General features: G+C 60.4%; 11 protein-coding genes. 7 read left to right on the top strand and 4 right to left on the bottom strand.

Annotated elements, in window-relative coordinates; all coding sequences use genetic code 11:
- Positions 1-22 precede the first annotated feature (22 nt).
- Positions 23-1,897 carry a GGDEF and EAL domain-containing protein gene (locus KI235_RS24130; protein ID WP_060614112.1) on the bottom strand — a complete coding sequence of 625 codons (1,875 nt, stop codon included), beginning with the start codon at positions 1,895-1,897 and terminating at the stop codon, positions 23-25.
- The gene (locus KI235_RS24125; RefSeq protein ID WP_003205183.1) at positions 1,894-4,185 is read right to left on the bottom strand and encodes an EAL domain-containing protein; all 2,292 of its coding nucleotides are present in this window, start codon (positions 4,183-4,185) and stop codon (positions 1,894-1,896) included. The genes KI235_RS24130 and KI235_RS24125 overlap by 4 nt, the downstream gene beginning before the upstream one ends.
- Before the next feature lie 227 nt (positions 4,186-4,412).
- Here KI235_RS24125 and KI235_RS24120 point away from each other — a divergent pair, with 227 nt between their 5' ends.
- The 6 genes from KI235_RS24120 to KI235_RS24095 all read left to right on the top strand — a co-directional run bounded on the left by KI235_RS24120 (position 4,413) and on the right by KI235_RS24095 (position 11,265).
- Positions 4,413-5,780: an HD domain-containing phosphohydrolase gene (locus tag KI235_RS24120; RefSeq protein ID WP_003205181.1), complete on the top strand. Its 1,368-nt coding sequence runs from the start codon at positions 4,413-4,415 to the stop codon at positions 5,778-5,780.
- 280 nt (positions 5,781-6,060) lie between these two features.
- A complete protein-coding gene (locus KI235_RS24115; RefSeq protein ID WP_212795278.1) occupies positions 6,061-7,491 on the top strand; it encodes an IS1182 family transposase in 1,431 nt (476 codons plus the stop codon).
- A 1,271-nt stretch (positions 7,492-8,762) separates the two neighbouring features.
- Positions 8,763-9,095: a DUF6124 family protein gene (locus KI235_RS24110; protein WP_003205177.1), complete on the top strand. Its 333-nt coding sequence runs from the start codon at positions 8,763-8,765 to the stop codon at positions 9,093-9,095.
- A gap of 542 nt (positions 9,096-9,637) precedes the next feature.
- Positions 9,638-10,054 (top strand): NUDIX domain-containing protein, encoded by a 417-nt coding sequence (locus tag KI235_RS24105; protein WP_003205175.1) that lies wholly within the window; start codon positions 9,638-9,640, stop codon positions 10,052-10,054.
- Positions 10,055-10,078: 24 nt separating this feature from the next.
- Entirely contained in the window at positions 10,079-10,717 is a 639-nt protein-coding gene (locus KI235_RS24100) for a LysE family translocator (RefSeq protein WP_003205173.1), read from the top strand.
- A gap of 2 nt (positions 10,718-10,719) precedes the next feature.
- Positions 10,720-11,265 (top strand): GNAT family N-acetyltransferase, encoded by a 546-nt coding sequence (locus KI235_RS24095; protein ID WP_003205171.1) that lies wholly within the window; start codon positions 10,720-10,722, stop codon positions 11,263-11,265.
- A 4-nt stretch (positions 11,266-11,269) separates the two neighbouring features.
- Here KI235_RS24095 and KI235_RS24090 read toward each other — a convergent pair whose 3' ends face one another.
- Both KI235_RS24090 and metR read right to left on the bottom strand, forming a co-directional pair.
- Complete coding sequence (locus KI235_RS24090; protein ID WP_043042866.1) at positions 11,270-12,517, bottom strand: hypothetical protein; 1,248 nt, start codon at positions 12,515-12,517, stop codon at positions 11,270-11,272.
- Positions 12,518-12,666: 149 nt separating this feature from the next.
- Complete coding sequence (gene metR / locus KI235_RS24085) at positions 12,667-13,584, bottom strand: transcriptional regulator MetR (RefSeq protein ID WP_003205167.1); 918 nt, start codon at positions 13,582-13,584, stop codon at positions 12,667-12,669.
- Positions 13,585-13,693: 109 nt separating this feature from the next.
- On the opposite strand from metR, the gene metE reads away from it, so the two are divergent.
- Positions 13,694-16,006, top strand: coding sequence for a 5-methyltetrahydropteroyltriglutamate--homocysteine S-methyltransferase (gene metE / locus KI235_RS24080; RefSeq protein ID WP_039013832.1), 2,313 nt, complete (start codon positions 13,694-13,696; stop codon positions 16,004-16,006).
- The last annotated feature ends 287 nt before the right edge of the window (positions 16,007-16,293 follow it).

The raw sequence follows: 16,293 nt of genomic DNA, 5'->3' as shown, positions 1-16,293 counted from the left end.
TTGGTTGATAACACTCAGGTGTTCACGAAAACGGGTTCTGGCGTTTTTCCCACTCGGTCATCCAGTCGGCGAAGGCCTGCGGTTCGACGGCCTTGCTGAAGTAATAACCCTGGACCTCCTCGCATTGGTGCTTCTTGAGAAATTCCAACTGCTCGAGGGTTTCCACACCTTCGGCAATGATGTGCAGGTTCAGGCTCTTGCCCAGGCTGATAATGGTGCTCACCAGCTTGGCGTCGTTGCTGTCGATGCTCAGGTCACCGACGAACGACTGGTCGATCTTCAACACATCCACCGGAAATTTCTGCAGGTAGCTCAGGCTCGAATAGCCGGTGCCGAAGTCGTCGATGGCCAGGCGAATCCCCAGCTGCTTGATGGCCTTGAGGATGGCGACCGTGGTATCGACGTTCTGCATCAGGACGCTTTCGGTGATCTCCAGTTCCAACTGTGTCGGAGCCAGGCCGGTTTCCTTGAGGGTGCGGGCGATGCCTTCGACGAAGCCGCGCTGGCGAAAATCGATGGCCGAGATGTTCACCGACAGGTACAGCGGGCGCATGCCCTGGGCTTGCCAACGACAGGCCTGCTGGCAGGCTTCCTGCAACACCCATTGGCTGAGCGGAACGATCAGGCCGCTGTCCTCGGCCACTGGAATGAAATCCGAGGGATAGACCAGGCCATGATCCGGCCTGTCCCAGCGTACCAGCGCCTCGACACCGACCACCTTGCCGCTCTTGAGGTCGAGCTTGGGTTGGTAATGCAGCACGAATTCCTTGCGTTGCAGGCCCAGGCGCAGGCCGGATTCGATGGTCTGTTGCTGTCGGGCCCGGCGGTTCATGTCTTCGGTGAAAAAACGGTAGTCGTTGGGGCCGGTTTCCTTGACGTTGCGCATCGCTGTCTCGGCTTTCTTGATCAGCGCCACGGCGTCGAAACCGTCGGTGGGGTACACGCTGATGCCCAGGCTCGCGGTGACGCTCAGGTCATGGCCGTCGATGGGTTGCGGGGAACTGATAGCCGCCAGCAGTTTGTCGGCCACGCCTTTGGTCTGTTGCGGGTCGACGACATCTCCCAGTACCACCACGAACTCATCGGAACCGTAGCGAAACACCGAATCGGATTCACGCACCACGGTCGCCAGTGCCCGGGCCACTCGCTTGAGCATTTCATCGCCCACGGGATGGCCCAGCGCGTTATTGATGCGCTTGAAGCGGTCCAGGCCGATGAACATCACCGCCAGCTGCCGGTCGTGCCGGCGGCACTGGGCCATGGCCTGGGTCAGGCGGTCGCCGAGCAACATGCTGTTGGGCAACTCGGTGAGCACGTCGTATTGCAGCAGGTGGGACACCTTGAGCAATTCCTGGACGCGCTCTTCGATCGTGCGTTCCAGGCTGCGCATTTTTCTTGCCGCATCCTGGGCCAACTGCCATTTCCAGGTCATGGCGCTGGCCATCTGGCGGATTTCCAGGGTGTCGAAGGGTTTCTTGAGGATCAGCAACTGATCGTCGAACTCGATCCGTTCGGACATGGTTTCCCAGGAGTAGTCCGAGAACGCCGTGCACAGGGCGATTTGCAGGCGCGGGTCGGCCTCCCACAGCGCCTCGATGGTTTGCAGGCCGTCCCAGCCCGGAGGCATGCGCATGTCGGCGAACACCAGCGCATAGGGCTGGCCTTCGGCCTGGGCGCGCTTGACCAGTTCCAGCGCCTCCTCGCCCTGGTAGGCCGAGTCGATCTGGAATTGCAGCCGGCTGACCTGCGGGGTGCCGAACAGCAGGCTCTCGGTGTCGTCCAGTGAGTCATCGCTGCCGGCGCTGGGGCTGAGGATCTTGCGAAAGTCCTGGTGGATCGCGGGCGTGTCGTCCACCACCAGGATTCGCCGGTTGGCAGGTACCGACATTGGATTCATGGATTGCTCTCCGATAGCTGGCTCGCCGGTCGGGTCCAGTGGTCTGTCGCCGGAATGATGGTGCCGGCCTTGAGCAGTTCGGCGGCCTGGTCGCTGTCGACCACGGTGCTGAAGTAATGCCCTTGGGCCTGCATCTCCCCGCCGCTGGACATCAGCGTGGTGCGTTGCTCCTGGGTCTCGACGCCCTCGGCAATGATCCCGATGCCCACGTCCCGGGCGAAGTTGATGATCGCCCGCAACGTCGTGGCGTTTTCGGGGTCGGCGTTGGCGCTGTCGAGGAAACGCTGGGCAAGCTTGAGGTGATTGACCCGGTAGGTCTTGAGGTAATCGAACGAGGAGTACTCGGTGCCGAAATCATCGATGGCGATCTGCACGCCCAATTCGCAGAGGCGCGGCAGCACGTCGTTGTGGGTCCACTTGGTCTGGGCCAGGGTGGCTTCGGTGACGTCGAAGCGCAGGTCCCAAGGCGCCAGTTCCCAGCGCGCGGTGGTGCGCAGCACGTCGTAGATCAGTTCCGGCCCGGTCTTGAGCTGGGTCAGGGACAGGTCGATGGCGATCACCGGGGGCGCCATGCCCTGGTCGCGCCACTGGCGCATTTGTTGGCAGGCCTGGTCCAGCACCCAGTGCCCCAGGCCAATGATGATCCCGGTTTTCTCGGCGGCGGGCATGAAGACCGCCGGTTCCAGCCAGCCACGTTGGGGATGGTTCCAGCGTACTTGCACGCCCATGCCGAGGATCTTGCCGCTGCCGAGGTCGACTTCCGGCAGGTAGTGCAGGTGCAGTTCGTTGTTTTCAATGGCTTGGCGCAGGTCGTTGGCGAGGGCGACCCGGTCGGTGACTTCCTGGTTAATTTCCTCGTTATGGAAATGGTACTGGTTGCGGCCCTTTTCCTTGGAGCGGTACAGGGCCATGTCGGACTGCGCCATCAGGCTGTCGGCACTCAGGCTCTGCGGGGTGTACAGGGCGATGCCGATGCTCACCGAAATCCGCACGTCGTTGCCGTCCAGGGAATAGGGCGCCACGAGCGTATCGCGGATCTTGCCCGCCAGCGCGGCGCAATGGGTCGCTTCATGGACGTCCAGTTGCAGGATGGCGAACTCGTCGCCCCCCAGGCGTGCCACCACGTCGTTTTCCCGGGTGCAGCCCTTGATCCGCTTGGCAACTTCCTGCAACAACAGGTCGCCGATGGGGTGACCCAGGGTGTCGTTGATCCGTTTGAAGTGGTCCAGGTCCAGGTAGAACATCGCAAACGGCGCCGCACCCCGACGAGCGGCGGCGAAGGCCTGGTGCAGGCGCTCGATCATGGTGGCGCGGTTGGCCAGTCCGGTCAGGCCGTCGGTGCGGGCCAGCAGGGCGATTTTCTCTTCGGCCAGCTTGCGCTCGGTAATGTCGAGGATGATGCCTTCTATTTCCAGCAACAGGCCTTGCTCGTTGCGCACCGGGATGTAGCGGTTTTCTACCCAGCGGTACGTGTCGTCGCCGGTGCGCATGCGGAACTCGATGGACGCCCCTGCGGTGTCGCGGTCCAGGACACGGACCATGGCCTCATGGACCTTCTCCTGGTCGTCGGGGTGGATCAGGGTTTGCGCCCAGTCCGGAGAATTGGTCAGTTGCGCTGCGGAATGGCCGAACTTGGTGATGTTGTGGGAGATGTACATCAATGCGAACGGCGGCTCGCCCCGCAGGCGATAGAGAATGGTCGGGCTGTTCTGCACGATGATGTTGGCGTCGGCCAGTTCGCGAGTGCGTTCCTCGACCGCGCGCTCGAGCATGTCCATTTTCAGCGCCGCGTCTTCGGTCATCTGCCATTTGACAGTCAAGGTGCTGGCCATCTGGCGGATCTCGATGGCGTCGAAGGGTTTTTTCAGGATGAGCAGGCGATCGCCCAGTTCAAGGCGATCGGCGATGTCTTCCCAGGAATAATCCGAGTAAGCGGTGCACAGGGCCACCTGCAGCTTGGGATCGGCGCGCCACAGCCGTTCGATGGTTTCCAGGCCGTCCCAGCCCGGCGGCATGCGCATGTCGATGAACGCCATGGCGAAGGGTTGCCCCTGGGCCAGTGCCGTTTCGACCTTGTTCAAGGCTTCCATGCCCTGGAATGCCGAATCGAGCACGAAACTCATGCAGGAAACCGCCACAGGCGAGCCGAACAGGGCTTGTTCGGCGCTGCTCAGGCTGTCCTGGGTGTTCGCCTCGGGGCTGAGGATCTTGCGAAAATCCTCATGGATAGTCGGCGTGTCGTCGACGATCAGGATTCGCCGATTGGTTTTATCCAACGGCAGGCTCATGGCCGTGCACCGTTTTGATGCTGACTATAGAACCCTGGAAACATCTGATATCCCTTTCGCTGGCATGAGTATTCGGCCTGTACTTGGCCCTTCATGGGATACAGCATAGTCGCCTCATCGGGATACGCTCGGTCAGTGATGGCAAATGTGTCTAAATGTTCTCAATCTACTAGCCTGTATTTCGGGGGTAAGGTAGAACGGTTGTCGTGAATAGGAGGGGGTTTCAAATGGAAGATCAATCGCCGGATGTTCCGGTAAGAAAGCCAGCGGTGCTGTTGGTCGATGACGAAGAGTCGATCCTCAATAGCCTGCGTCGGTTATTGCGCAGCCAGCCGTACGAGATCCTGCTGGCCGACAGTGGCGCCAAGGCCCTGGAAATTCTCAAGGAGCGGCCGGTCGACCTGGTGATGACCGATGCGCGCATGCCGAACATGGATGGCGCCACATTGCTGGCCGAGATCCGCAAGCTGTACCCATCGACCTTGCGCATCCTGCTCACCGGTTATGCCGATGTGGATATGATGACCAAGGCCATCAACGAGGGGCAGCTCTATCGCTACCTCAGCAAGCCCTGGAACGATGAGGAACTGGTGCAGGCCTTGCGCCAGGCCCTGTCCCACCAGCATTCCGAAAGCGAGCGCCAGCGCCTCGAAGCGCTGAACCGCGAGCAGAACCAGCAACTCAAGACTCTTAACGCCACCCTGGAAAAACGCGTGGCGTCGCGCACCTCCGAGCTGCAGCAGACCGCCGACATGCTCGATTTGGCCTATGACGAGCTCAAGCGCAGTTATGTGACCAGCACCGAAGTGTTTTCGCTGATCGCCAACCTGCGCCTGCCCAAGGCCAAGCAGACCAACCGGCAGATCATCGAGTTGATCAGGGTCTATAGCCGGCTGCATTTCCTCGATGAGTCCACCGACCGCGACCTGACCATGGCCGCGGCGCTCTACAACATCGGCAAGCTGAGCTGGACCGACAACATGATGGTCACGCCCGCCGACTTGCTGCACCACAACGAACTGGATCTCTATCGGGCCTATCCGAAGCAGAGTGAGTCGCTGCTGATGACCCTGGACCCGATGAAGGACGCGGCGCGGATCATTCGCCATCACCAGGAGCGTTGGGACGGCAGCGGCTTCCCCGAGCACCTCAGGGGCGAGGCCATTCCGTTCGGTGCGCGGCTGTTGAAACTGGCGGTGGACTTCATCGAGCTGCAGCGCGGGTTGATCCTGGAGCGGCAGATGAACAGCGACGAAGCGCTGGTCTACATTCGCAAGTACGCTGGCAAGCTGTATGACCCGGATATGATCGAGGATTTCATCAAGGCGTGTGCCGAATACCTGGAAGACGTGACCCTGTCGGACCCGACGGTACAAGTCTCCACCACGCGCGAGTTGACCGCGGGGATGATTCTGGCGCGCAACCTCAATGCCGACAACGGTATGTTGCTGCTCAACGCCGGCAAAATCCTGAGCGGGCCGTTGATCGAAAAACTCATTGCCTTCGAATCGATGGAGGGTGCGCGGTACAGCGTGTTCGTCAAGATCCCCGAAGAGCAGGCCGACCCTGCGGCGCCGAAGCCGATTTTGGGGTGACTGGGGTCTGGGTTGGATTGGATTGGGTTGGGTACATATCCGTTGCTGCGGTAACGGCGGCTTAGGGTTCCGCCCTGACGGCGGGTCACTTTCGAAAAGCGCGAAAGTAACCAAAGCGCTCCTGCCCCACCACTCGGTGCCTCGCCTAGGCTCGGCATGCCCTCACTCCGGCATTGCTCCGTGGGCCCGCCGCGAAGGGCCATCCATGGCCCAGAGTGTGTAAAAACCCCGAAGCCAACCCTTGCTATGATTCCCCAGGACTTCATCGCAAGGGCTGCCCATGAAACGCTTCATCCAAGGTGAACACCGAGATCAAACTACCTTGCTCCCCGAGAGCTTGGACGACTACGTCAGCGACACCAATCCGGTGCGCGTTGTCGATGTCTTCGTGGATGAGCTCGACCTGATCAGCTTGGGTTTTGACAGCGCTGTCCCCGCTAAAACGGGCCGACCGGCTTACCACCCTGCAGTCATGCTGAAGATCTACATCTACGGCTATCTCAACCGTATCCATTCAAGCCGGCGCCTTGAGCGCGAGGCGCAGCGCAACGTCGAGCTGATGTGGCTGACCGGTCGCCTGATGCCGGATTTCAAGACCATCGCCAATTTCCGCAAAGACAACGGAAAGGCCATTCGAGGAGTCTGTCGGCAGTTCGTCGTGTTGTGTCAACAATTGGGGCTGTTCTCGGAGCATTTCGTTGCCATCGATGGCAGTAAATTCAAGGCGGTGAACAACCGCGACCGCAATTTTACCAGCGCCAAGCTGAAGCGCCGGATGGAAGACATCGAGTCAAGCATTGCCCGTTATCTGAAAGCCCTGGATGAGGCTGATCGGGAAGAGCCCAAGTCTTCAGGGCCCAAAGGCGGCCTGGAAGAGAAAATCGCCAAATTGAAGGAGCAGATGAAGGCACTCCAAGCGATTGAAATACAGCTTGAAGCATCGCCGGACAAACAGATCTCGCTAACCGACCCGGACGCGCGCTCGATGATGATGACGAGCGGTCATGGCATCGTGGGCTACAACGTGCAGACAGCAGTCGATACCAAACACCATTTGATCGTTGCGCACGAGGTGACCAATGTCGGTCACGACCGTGATCAGCTTAGCTCGATGGCCCAGCAGGCCCGTGAGGCGATGCAAATCGAATCGTTGTCGGTGGTGGCGGACCGAGGGTATTACAAAAGCGTAGAAATCCTGGCCTGTCACGAGGCAGGGATCACAGCTTATGTGCCGAAAACGCTGAGCTCGCGGGCCAAATTTGATGGCCGTTTCGGCAATGACGAGTTTGTTTACGACGCAGACAAAGATGTCTACGTCTGCCCCGCCAAGCAAGTGCTGATCTGGCGCAACTCTTACGTCGACAAGGGCAAGAAGCTGGACGTTTACTGGCACTCCAACTGCCGAGCCTGTTCGATAAAGGCGCAATGCACACCGGCCAGAGAGCGAAAAATTCGGCGCTGGGAACATGAGGCGTTACTGGAGGAAATGCAGGCCCGGCTGAACAATGAGCCGCAGATGATGAACATCCGCAAGCGAACGGTCGAGCACCCCTTCGGGACGCTGAAGCAATGGATGGGAGCGACGCATTTTCTGACACGGCGGCTGGCTGGGGTCAGCACTGAAATGAGCTTGAATGTGCTCGCTTACAATTGGAAAAGAGTGATGAAAATCCTTGGTGCGCAGGGTCTGATGAAGGCGCTGGCGGCCTGAAAGCCTGCCGTTTTGCCCCGTTAATCAAGCTATGAAGCCTTGCTAGCGTTCGTAGGGGCCGCTTGGAGCTACAGGAACCCTTCAGGTTTTAATCAGTTGGCCAACACCTGTCGGCACTACGTGCCGACGATGTTTTTTCTGTTTTTACACACTCTGGGCCCAGCGCGGCTATCCCGGCATCCATGCCGGGATGCCCACTCCACAATGCCTGCGTTCGGCCATCGTGGTTAACGGGGCGCCCGAGATCAAGATCAAGATCAAAAGCGAGGCGGCCTGACAGCCGGCCTGGCTCTCTTGGTCGTACACCTGTCAGATCTGTGGGAGCAAAGCTTGCTCGCGAGGCGGCCTAGTAGCCGGCCTGGCTCTCTTGGTCGTACACCTGTCAGATCTGTGGGAGCAAAGCTTGCTCGCGAGGCGGCCTAGTAGCCGACCTGGCTCTCCTGGTCGTACACCTGTCAGATCTGTGGGAGCAAAGCTTGCTCGCGAGGCGGCCTAGTAGCCGACCTGGCTCTCCTGGTCGTACACCTGTCAGATCTGTGGGAGCAAAGCTTGCTCGCGAGGCGGCCTAGTAGCCGACCTGGCTCTCTTGGTCGTACACCTGTCAGATCTGTGGGAGCAAAGCTTGCTCGCGAGGCGGCCTAGTAGCCGACCTGGCTCTCCTGGTCGTACACCTGTCAGATCTGTGGGAGCAAAGCTTGCTCGCGAGGCGGCCTAGTAGCCGACCTGGCTCTCCTGGTCGTACACCTGTCAGATTTGTGGGAGCAAAGCTTGCTCGCGAAGGCGGCGGCACATTCAACATGGATGCAAGCAGACCCATTGCTATCGCGAGCAAGCTCGGCTCCCACAGGGATCGGCGGTGGACACGGATCTTATAAACGACCAAAAACCTGTGTGGGAGCGAGCTTGCTCGCGATGGCGGCCTGACAGCCCACCAGGATTGTGGGAATGGTCGGACAATCCTCCGGGTTGCAGCAGATTTTTCCGACGAACTCTGGCGGTTGCCGGGTGGGAAGGGCTGTCGCTAGTCTTTTCCCGTCGCTGCAAATTCAGCGGCCGGGCTTGGAAATCCGATAAGTAGACGGCGCGAAAGCGCCCTTCATGACGTATGCTTGCGGTCGTTTTTTGACCATGCTTTCGTTATGGCAGCTGTGCGCGGGAGACCTTCGGGTCTGTCGGGCTCGTTTACCCCGGTTTTCCAACCTGCGTACGGCTGCCACCCCTCGCTTGGAAACGAACGTGGCAGCTCCAACCTGTAGACGGAGTGTCACCCTATGTTCAAAGCCACACCCAATCCCCCCGAAACCGATCCCCAAGAACTCGATGAAGCCGCCAAGCGCGCCATCGACCATTATCTCGACCCCAAGCCTCAAGCCAAAAAGAAAAAGCCTTCAGGTCAACTGTTCACCGTCGTGGACGGTGTCGACACCGAAAGCCTGCTGGCCAACCTAAGCGAAACCCTGGCCTCAGCCGATGCCATGGTCAGCGACCTTGCCTTCGACCTTAAAGGCTCGCGACGCCATGTTGCCCTTGGCATTCAGCAACTGATCGAGCTGGGCGCTTTATTGGCGAATCGGATGCTGGATAACGTCAATACACAACCCTGACCACACCGCGCGCAGAAGCGAGAAGGCTCGCTTCCACAATTGGACCGGGGTACGACCGGGAGAGCCAGGTCGGCTGTCAGGCCGCCTCGCGAGCAAGCTTTGCTCCCACAGATCTGATGGTTCCCACAGATCTGATGAGGTGTACGACCGCAAGAGCCAGGCCGGCTACTAGGCCGCCTCGCGGCGGACGTTGATCTCGGCGCCCCGTTAACCGCGCTGGGCCATGGATGGCCCTTCGCGGTGGGCCCACGGAGCAATGCCTTCGTTCAGGCATGCCGAGCCTAGGCGAGGCACCGAGTGGTGGGGCAGGAGCGCTTTGGTTACTTTTGACTGGGTCGGCTTCCGGGCTTTTCAAAAGTGACCCGCCGTCAGGGCGGAACCCTAAGTCGCCGTGACCGCAGCAACGGATATACACACCAACCCCAATCGGTCGAAACTGACCACAGGAACTGCACTGATTTTTAGTCCAGCGCCAGGCTTTGCTCCCACCCCTACGCGTTGTAATCTCCCCGTCACTTTCCCGGCCAAGGCTTCGATCACCCATGACCACTTCCCTCATCCGCATCGCCGCCGCCCTGTTGCTCGGGCCGGACGGTCGAACCCTGCTGGTGCGCAAGCGCGGCACCCGGGCCTTCATGCAGCCGGGCGGCAAGATCGAGGCCCATGAACAGCCCGTGCAGGCGCTGGCCCGTGAGCTGGAGGAGGAGCTCGGGCTGCAGATCGACCCGGCACAGGCCCGTTACCTGGGCGTATTCAGCGCTCCGGCGGCCAACGAGCCGGGGTTTGTCGTGCAGGCCGAGGTGTTTTTGCTGAGCATCGACGCCCCGGTTTCGCCGGCTGCCGAAATTGAAGAGGTGTGCTGGATCGACCCGGCCGGCGACAGCAATCTTTTGCTGGCACCGTTGACAGGCGAGGTGATCCTGCCGTTTTATCGAGCGACACTTCTCGCTACCTGCTGATTCACGCCTCAAGGACTGACGCTCATGATTCCATTGCCGGACCTGTTGATTTTCGCCGCCGCCGCGTTGCTGATGGTACTGACGCCCGGCCCGAACATGATCTACCTGATCTCCCGTTCGATCTGCCAGGGCCGCAAGGCCGGCGTCACCTCCTTGCTGGGGGTGGTGGCGGGGTTCTTCGTGCACATGTTCGCCGCGGCCGCCGGGTTGACGGCGGTGTTCCTGGCGGTGCCTGTGGCCTATGAAGTATTGAAGTGGGCCGGTGCGCTGTACCTGTTGTGGCTCGCCTGGCAGGCCGTGAAGCCGGGCGCGCGTTCGCCCTTCGAGGCCCAGCAGTTGCCAGCGGACTCGACACGCAAGTTGATCACCATGGGTTTTCTCACCAGCGCCCTGAACCCCAAGATCGCGGTGTTCTATTTGTCGGTGTTTCCGCAGTTCATCAGCCCGGAACACGGTTCGCTGTTCACCCAGAGCATTATCCTGGGCCTGACCCAGATCAGCGTCAGTTTCAGCGTCAACCTGCTGATCGCCCTGTTCGCTGCAGGCATTGCCTCATGGTTCGTCCACAACCCGACCTGGCTGGCGGCGCAGCGCTACTTCATGGGGTTTGTCCTCGGTGCGCTGGCGTTGCGACTGATGCTTGAACAACGCAGGACGGCGTGAGCATGTGGATCGAACGGTTGGATGCCAGTCATGCCCTGGCCTACCGCGAGCTGATGCTTGAAGCCTACGATTGCCATCCGCAGGCGTTCACCTCCAGTGTGCGGGAGCGGGCAATGATGCCGTTGAGTTGGTGGGAGGGGCGATTGACCAGCAAGCTCGATGTGCTGCTGGGCGCGTTCGAAGCAGGCAAGTTGGCCGGCATCGTTGGCCTGGCCTTCGAAGCGCGGGAAAAGGCTCGCCACAAGGCAACACTGTTTGGCATGTATGTGTCGGCCGATTTTCGTCAGCACGGTTGGGGTCATGAGCTGGTGCAAGCAGCACTGGCCGAGGCGCAAAACCATCCTGCACTGAAACTCATCCAGCTCACCGTTACCGCCGGCAATGAGGCCGCCTTCAAGTTGTACCAGCGCTGCGGCTTCATCCAGTTCGGACTTGAACCTTTAGCGGTGCGGGTGGGCGAGGATTACTTCGACAAAATCCACATGTGGCGCCAGATATCGATGCCTGAGATCAAGTGCGAAGAGGTCGATTCGCCCCTGTCCCGATAATCGGTCAAGGGTATTTGATCTCTGGCCGTGGACCGGTATAGACGGGCAAATCGGATTCCTGCGCAGGCGCACTCATGCTTCCTGCTCCACTGTTCAATCGCACGATTCTTATGTTTCGTATGCCGAAATCGTTGCCGTTACTGCCATCCTGGTCATTGTTTATATACATTCGTACCGTCCCTCTTTCGATGATGGTGAATACGATTGAAAACACGTACCAGACTCCATCCTTGGGGACATGGCGGGGAACGCCACGCCATTGCGGCATGTCGGTATCTGGGTAAAGGATCGGGTTGACCAGCCCCGGAATGTGGCTGTTGTCGGCAACATGGGTTCCTTCGAACGTGAATTGGTATTGCCCGGGAATGAACAGGAAGTCTTGATAGAGGATGACCCCGGCGAAGCCGTATGGGGTGCCTTGGTCGGTGAAGTTGAAAAACGCGTTTACTAATTGATGGTTCATGACGTGCTGACGGATAGATCCGGAACGAGCCGCCAGATAGGGAATCCAGCCGTTATAAGCGTCCGCCAGTGAAGTGTAGTGATCCTCCCATTCCACCGGTGCCGTGCCGATGATGATGGAGCTCGTCGTCGATACATTACTGTTGCCCAATTGATCAACTATCCGGGCGCTCACCGGATGCGTGCCGTCGCCGATCTGCTGAAGGTCAGCGGCCGTCAACGTGTAAGTGATTGGGTTGGCGGGATGAACATAGGGAATCGTTTTACTCCAAGTCCCCACGGTCAGTGTCACCCCATCATATTCGCGCGGGTAGCTGCGGGTTAACGTAAACGTGCCTGGTTGTGCGGGGTTGGCGCTGGCCGGATGGCTGACGGTGATCTCGGATGGCGGGTAATGAAACAGCAGGTCCAGGATCGGGAGCGAGTCATCGTGATTCTGGCTGACCCGAGTCACTCGGTAAAACATTGTATTTGCGCCGTTCACCAGCCATCCCCATGGCAATTCCATGTCTATGCGGTCGTTCTCCTCGCCCACCTTGATGATCTTGATCACGGATGTCGGTTGGCCATTGACCCACAGCTCCACGGAATCATCGATGGCCAGTGGTTTAGAGAGTGTCTTGAGCGGATCAATCACCATGTACAGTCGGATGGACGGCGAGTGAATGGTCAGGGGAATGCCGCCGTGGTAGGTCCCTGTCGGCAGTACGGGTGTCTTCCATCCTGGAATGTACATGGGCCACAGCTCAAGAGCTGCGTCGGCCTGCGATGAGTTGCGGAGGCTGTTCATCTTTTTCTCCTCGGCTGCGGTGCCTGAACTGATTCGGGACAGACACCATCAGAGCGCGAAGGAGAAGAGTGTCGCCTGTCAGATCTGACAGGCGAGTGCGAGATCAAGACGGATGGTCATTTTGCACACCGAGTGAAACCCCCTGTGCTTCAGCGCACGGCACTGACGCCGTCGAGTGTGGAGAACGACGTGTCCTTGGCCGTCAGCAAAAAGTCGCGCATGTACGGCGCGTCGAGCATGTCGGTGCGCACCGCCGCATACAACGTGGCAAACAAGCCTTTCTCCCCCAGCCGCTTGGCCTTCACGTAGCCCCGCGAGCTGTATTCATGCAGGGCCCAGTGCGGCATGCCGCAGACGCCGCGACCGCTGGCCACCAGTTGCATCATCATCACCGTCAGTTCAGAGGTGCGCACCTGGGCCGGTTCAATGTCGGCTGGCTCCAGGAAGCGGGTGAAGATGTCCAGCCGATCACGCTCCACCGGGTAGGTGATCAGGGTTTCGCTGATCAGGTCCTCGGGGACGATGTACGCCTTGCCCGCCAGTCGATGCTGGTTGGCCACGGCGAGCATCGCTTCGTAGGTGAACAACGGCACGTAGGTGATGCCGGCCAGCTCCAGCGGGTCGGAGGTCACCACCAGGTCGAGGTCGCCCCGGGCCAGGGCTGGCAACGGCGCGAAGGCGAAGCCCGAGGCCAGGTCCAGTTCGACTTCCGGCCAGGCATCGCGGAACTGGTCGATGGTCGGCATCAACCACTGGAAGCAGCTATGGCACTCGATGGCCATGTGCAGCCGTCCGGCGGTGCCGCCAGCCAGGCGGGCGATATCCCGTTCGGCGCCGCGCAGCAAGGGCAGGGCGGCATCGGCCAGTTGCAACAGGCGCAGGCCGGCGCTGGTGAACCGTACCGGCTTGGTCTTGCGCACGAACAACTGCATGCCCAGGCGCTCTTCCAGTTCCTTGAACTGGTGGGAGAGGGCGGACTGGGTCAGGTGCAGGCGTTCGGCGGCTTCGACCAGGCTGTCGGCTTCGCGCAGGGCGTGCAGGGTCTTGAGGTGACGGAGTTCAAGCACCGGAGTTGCTCCATGAGTAAAACTTGTGATCAACACGAAAAGGTTGAGTTTGTCTCATGTAGGGTCAGCTGTCGACAATGGCGCCATCTTTTACAGGAGGACGCACACCATGGCCCTGGCCCACACCCTCGGTTTCCCGCGCATCGGCGCCGACCGCGAACTGAAAAAAGCCCTCGAAGCCTACTGGAAGAGCGACCTGGCCCCGGCCGCGCTGCAAGCGGTGGGGCGCGAACTACGGGCCCGGCACTGGCAACTGCAGAAAGACGCCGGCATCGACCTGCTGCCCGTCGGCGACTTTGCCTGGTACGACCAGGTGCTCACTCACTCCTTGACCCTGGGCGCGGTTCCACAGCGTTTCCACAGTACCTTGAATGCCCAGGGCCGGCCGACCCTCGACACCCTGTTCGCCATGGCCCGTGGCGCCACGGCCAGTTGCTGCGGTGCCGACCACGGTCAGGCGCAATACGCCCAGGAGCTGACCAAGTGGTTCGACACCAACTACCATTACCTGGTCCCGGAGTTTTCCGCCGACCAGACCTTCGCCCTGAGCTGGGAACAGTTGTTCGATGAAGTGGACGAGGCTCATGCCTTGGGCCATCAGGTCAAACCGGTGATCATCGGCCCGTTGACCTACTTGTGGCTGGGCAAGGCCAAGGGCGAGGCGTTCGACAAGCTCGACCTGCTGGAGCGCCTGCTGCCGGTCTACGGGGAAATCCTCAACCGCCTCAAGGCCCAGGGCGTGGAATGGGTGCAGATCGACGAACCGATCCTTACCCTCGATCTGCCTCAAGCCTGGAAGAGCGCTTTCGAGCGGGCTTATCACATCCTCCAGTACTCGCCGCTGAAAAAACTCGTGGCCACCTATTTCAGTGGCCTGCAAGACAACCTCGGCCTGGCGGTGAGCCTGCCGGTGGACGGCTTGCACATCGACGCGGTACGTGACCCGGAACAACTGGGCCAGGTGCTGGACCGCCTGCCGACCTACAAGATTCTCTCGGTGGGCCTGGTCAACGGGCGCAACGTCTGGCGCTGCGAACTGGAACAGGCGCTGGCGCAGTTGCAACCGGCCCAGGAGCGCTTTGGCGACAACCTCTGGGTCAGCACCTCGTGCTCGCTGCTGCACAGCCCGGTGGACCTGGAGCGTGAAGACCGCCTCGATCCGGAACTCAAGAGCTGGCTCGCCTTTGCCGTGCAGAAATGCGGTGAAGTCGCGGTGCTGCGTGATGCCCTGAACGATCCACAGGCCCCCGCTGTGCAGCAGGCCTTGGCCGACAGCCGCCAGGTGCAGGCCAGTCGCGCCAGCTCGGCACGCATTCACAAACCCGCGGTCCAGGCGCGCCTGGCGGCAATCGGGCCACAGGACAGCCAGCGGCGTTCACCGTTTGCCAAACGCATCGAAGGCCAGCGCGCCCGACTGAAACTGCCGGCCTTTCCCACCACCACCATCGGTTCCTTCCCGCAGACCCCGGCCATTCGCCTGGCACGCCAGGCCTACAAGCAAGGCAAGCTGTCGGCCAACGACTATCAGGACGCCATGCACACCGAGATCCGCCATGCCGTGCAGATCCAGGAGCGCCTGGGCCTGGACGTGCTGGTGCACGGTGAAGCCGAGCGCAACGACATGGTGGAATACTTTGCCGAGCAACTGGACGGCTACGTCTTCACCCGTTTCGGTTGGGTGCAGAGCTACGGTTCGCGCTGCGTGAAACCGGCGATCATCTATGGCGACATCAGTCGGCCGAGCGCCATGACCGTCGACTGGATCCGCTACGCGCAAAGCCTGACCGACAAGGTCATGAAAGGCATGCTCACCGGCCCCGTGACCATGCTGATGTGGTCGTTCCCCCGCGAAGACGTGTCGCGCCAGGTCCAGGCGCAACAACTGGCCCTGGCCCTGCGGGACGAAGTGCTGGACCTGGAAAAGGCCGGGATCAAGATTGTGCAGATCGACGAGGCGGCGTTCCGCGAAGGGTTGCCGCTGCGTCACGGGCAATGGCAGGAGTACCTGGATTGGGCGGTTGACGCGTTCCGTTTGTGCGCGTCGGGGGTGGGCGACGAAACCCAGATCCATACCCACATGTGCTACAGCGAATTCAATGATGTGATCAAGGCCATCGCCGACATGGACGCCGATGTCATCACCATCGAGACTTCGCGTTCGGACATGGAGTTGCTGGAGGCTTTCGAGGCGTTCGACTACCCGAACGACATCGGCCCGGGCGTCTACGACATCCACTCGCCACGGGTGCCGGACACGGCTGAGATGGTTGCGCTGATGAGCAAGGCGGTAAAACGGATCGCCGCCGAGCGGCTGTGGATCAACCCCGACTGCGGGTTGAAAACCCGGGGCTGGCCGGAAACGGAAGCGGCACTGGTGAACATGGTGGCGGCGGCGCGGCAGTTGCGTAGCCAGCTGGCCTGAAGCTGACGCCTGGGCGGGTACCTGTGGGAGCAAAGCTTGCTCGCGATGAAGCCAGCGCGATTTCTCTGGAATCGAGGTGCCTGTATCGCGAGCAAGCTTTGCTCCCACAGATACATCCTTACCCACAGATACATCCTTACCCACAGATACATCCTTACCCACAGATATATCCTTCGCGCAGGCAACCATTCGGCAATCTTCATCAAACTGTCACGCAACTGTGGCAGCGCGCTTGAACAAACTTCATCAGACTCGCGCTCTACTGGGGTTCTGCGTTTCGGTGTTTC

It is taken from the genome of Pseudomonas sp. St386, assembly GCF_018325865.1.
GTDB lineage: Bacteria > Pseudomonadota > Gammaproteobacteria > Pseudomonadales > Pseudomonadaceae > Aquipseudomonas > Aquipseudomonas brassicacearum.
The sequence above is the reverse complement of the archived record's forward strand: the minus strand, read 5'-3'. Positions and strand labels throughout refer to the sequence as shown.

Excerpts from the sequence above, each read along its gene's own strand:
- KI235_RS24130 (WP_060614112.1), bottom strand. The coding sequence starts at position 1,897 with ATGAATCCAATGTCGGTACCTGCCAACCGGCGAATCCTGGTGGTGGAC.
- KI235_RS24125 (WP_003205183.1), bottom strand. The coding sequence starts at position 4,185 with ATGAGCCTGCCGTTGGATAAAACCAATCGGCGAATCCTGATCGTCGAC.
- KI235_RS24120 (WP_003205181.1), top strand. The coding sequence starts at position 4,413 with ATGGAAGATCAATCGCCGGATGTTCCGGTAAGAAAGCCAGCGGTGCTG.
- KI235_RS24115 (WP_212795278.1), top strand. The coding sequence starts at position 6,061 with ATGAAACGCTTCATCCAAGGTGAACACCGAGATCAAACTACCTTGCTC.
- KI235_RS24110 (WP_003205177.1), top strand. The coding sequence starts at position 8,763 with ATGTTCAAAGCCACACCCAATCCCCCCGAAACCGATCCCCAAGAACTC.
- KI235_RS24105 (WP_003205175.1), top strand. The coding sequence starts at position 9,638 with ATGACCACTTCCCTCATCCGCATCGCCGCCGCCCTGTTGCTCGGGCCG.
- KI235_RS24100 (WP_003205173.1), top strand. The coding sequence starts at position 10,079 with ATGATTCCATTGCCGGACCTGTTGATTTTCGCCGCCGCCGCGTTGCTG.
- KI235_RS24095 (WP_003205171.1), top strand. The coding sequence starts at position 10,720 with ATGTGGATCGAACGGTTGGATGCCAGTCATGCCCTGGCCTACCGCGAG.
- KI235_RS24090 (WP_043042866.1), bottom strand. The coding sequence starts at position 12,517 with ATGAACAGCCTCCGCAACTCATCGCAGGCCGACGCAGCTCTTGAGCTG.
- metE (WP_039013832.1), top strand. The coding sequence starts at position 13,694 with ATGGCCCTGGCCCACACCCTCGGTTTCCCGCGCATCGGCGCCGACCGC.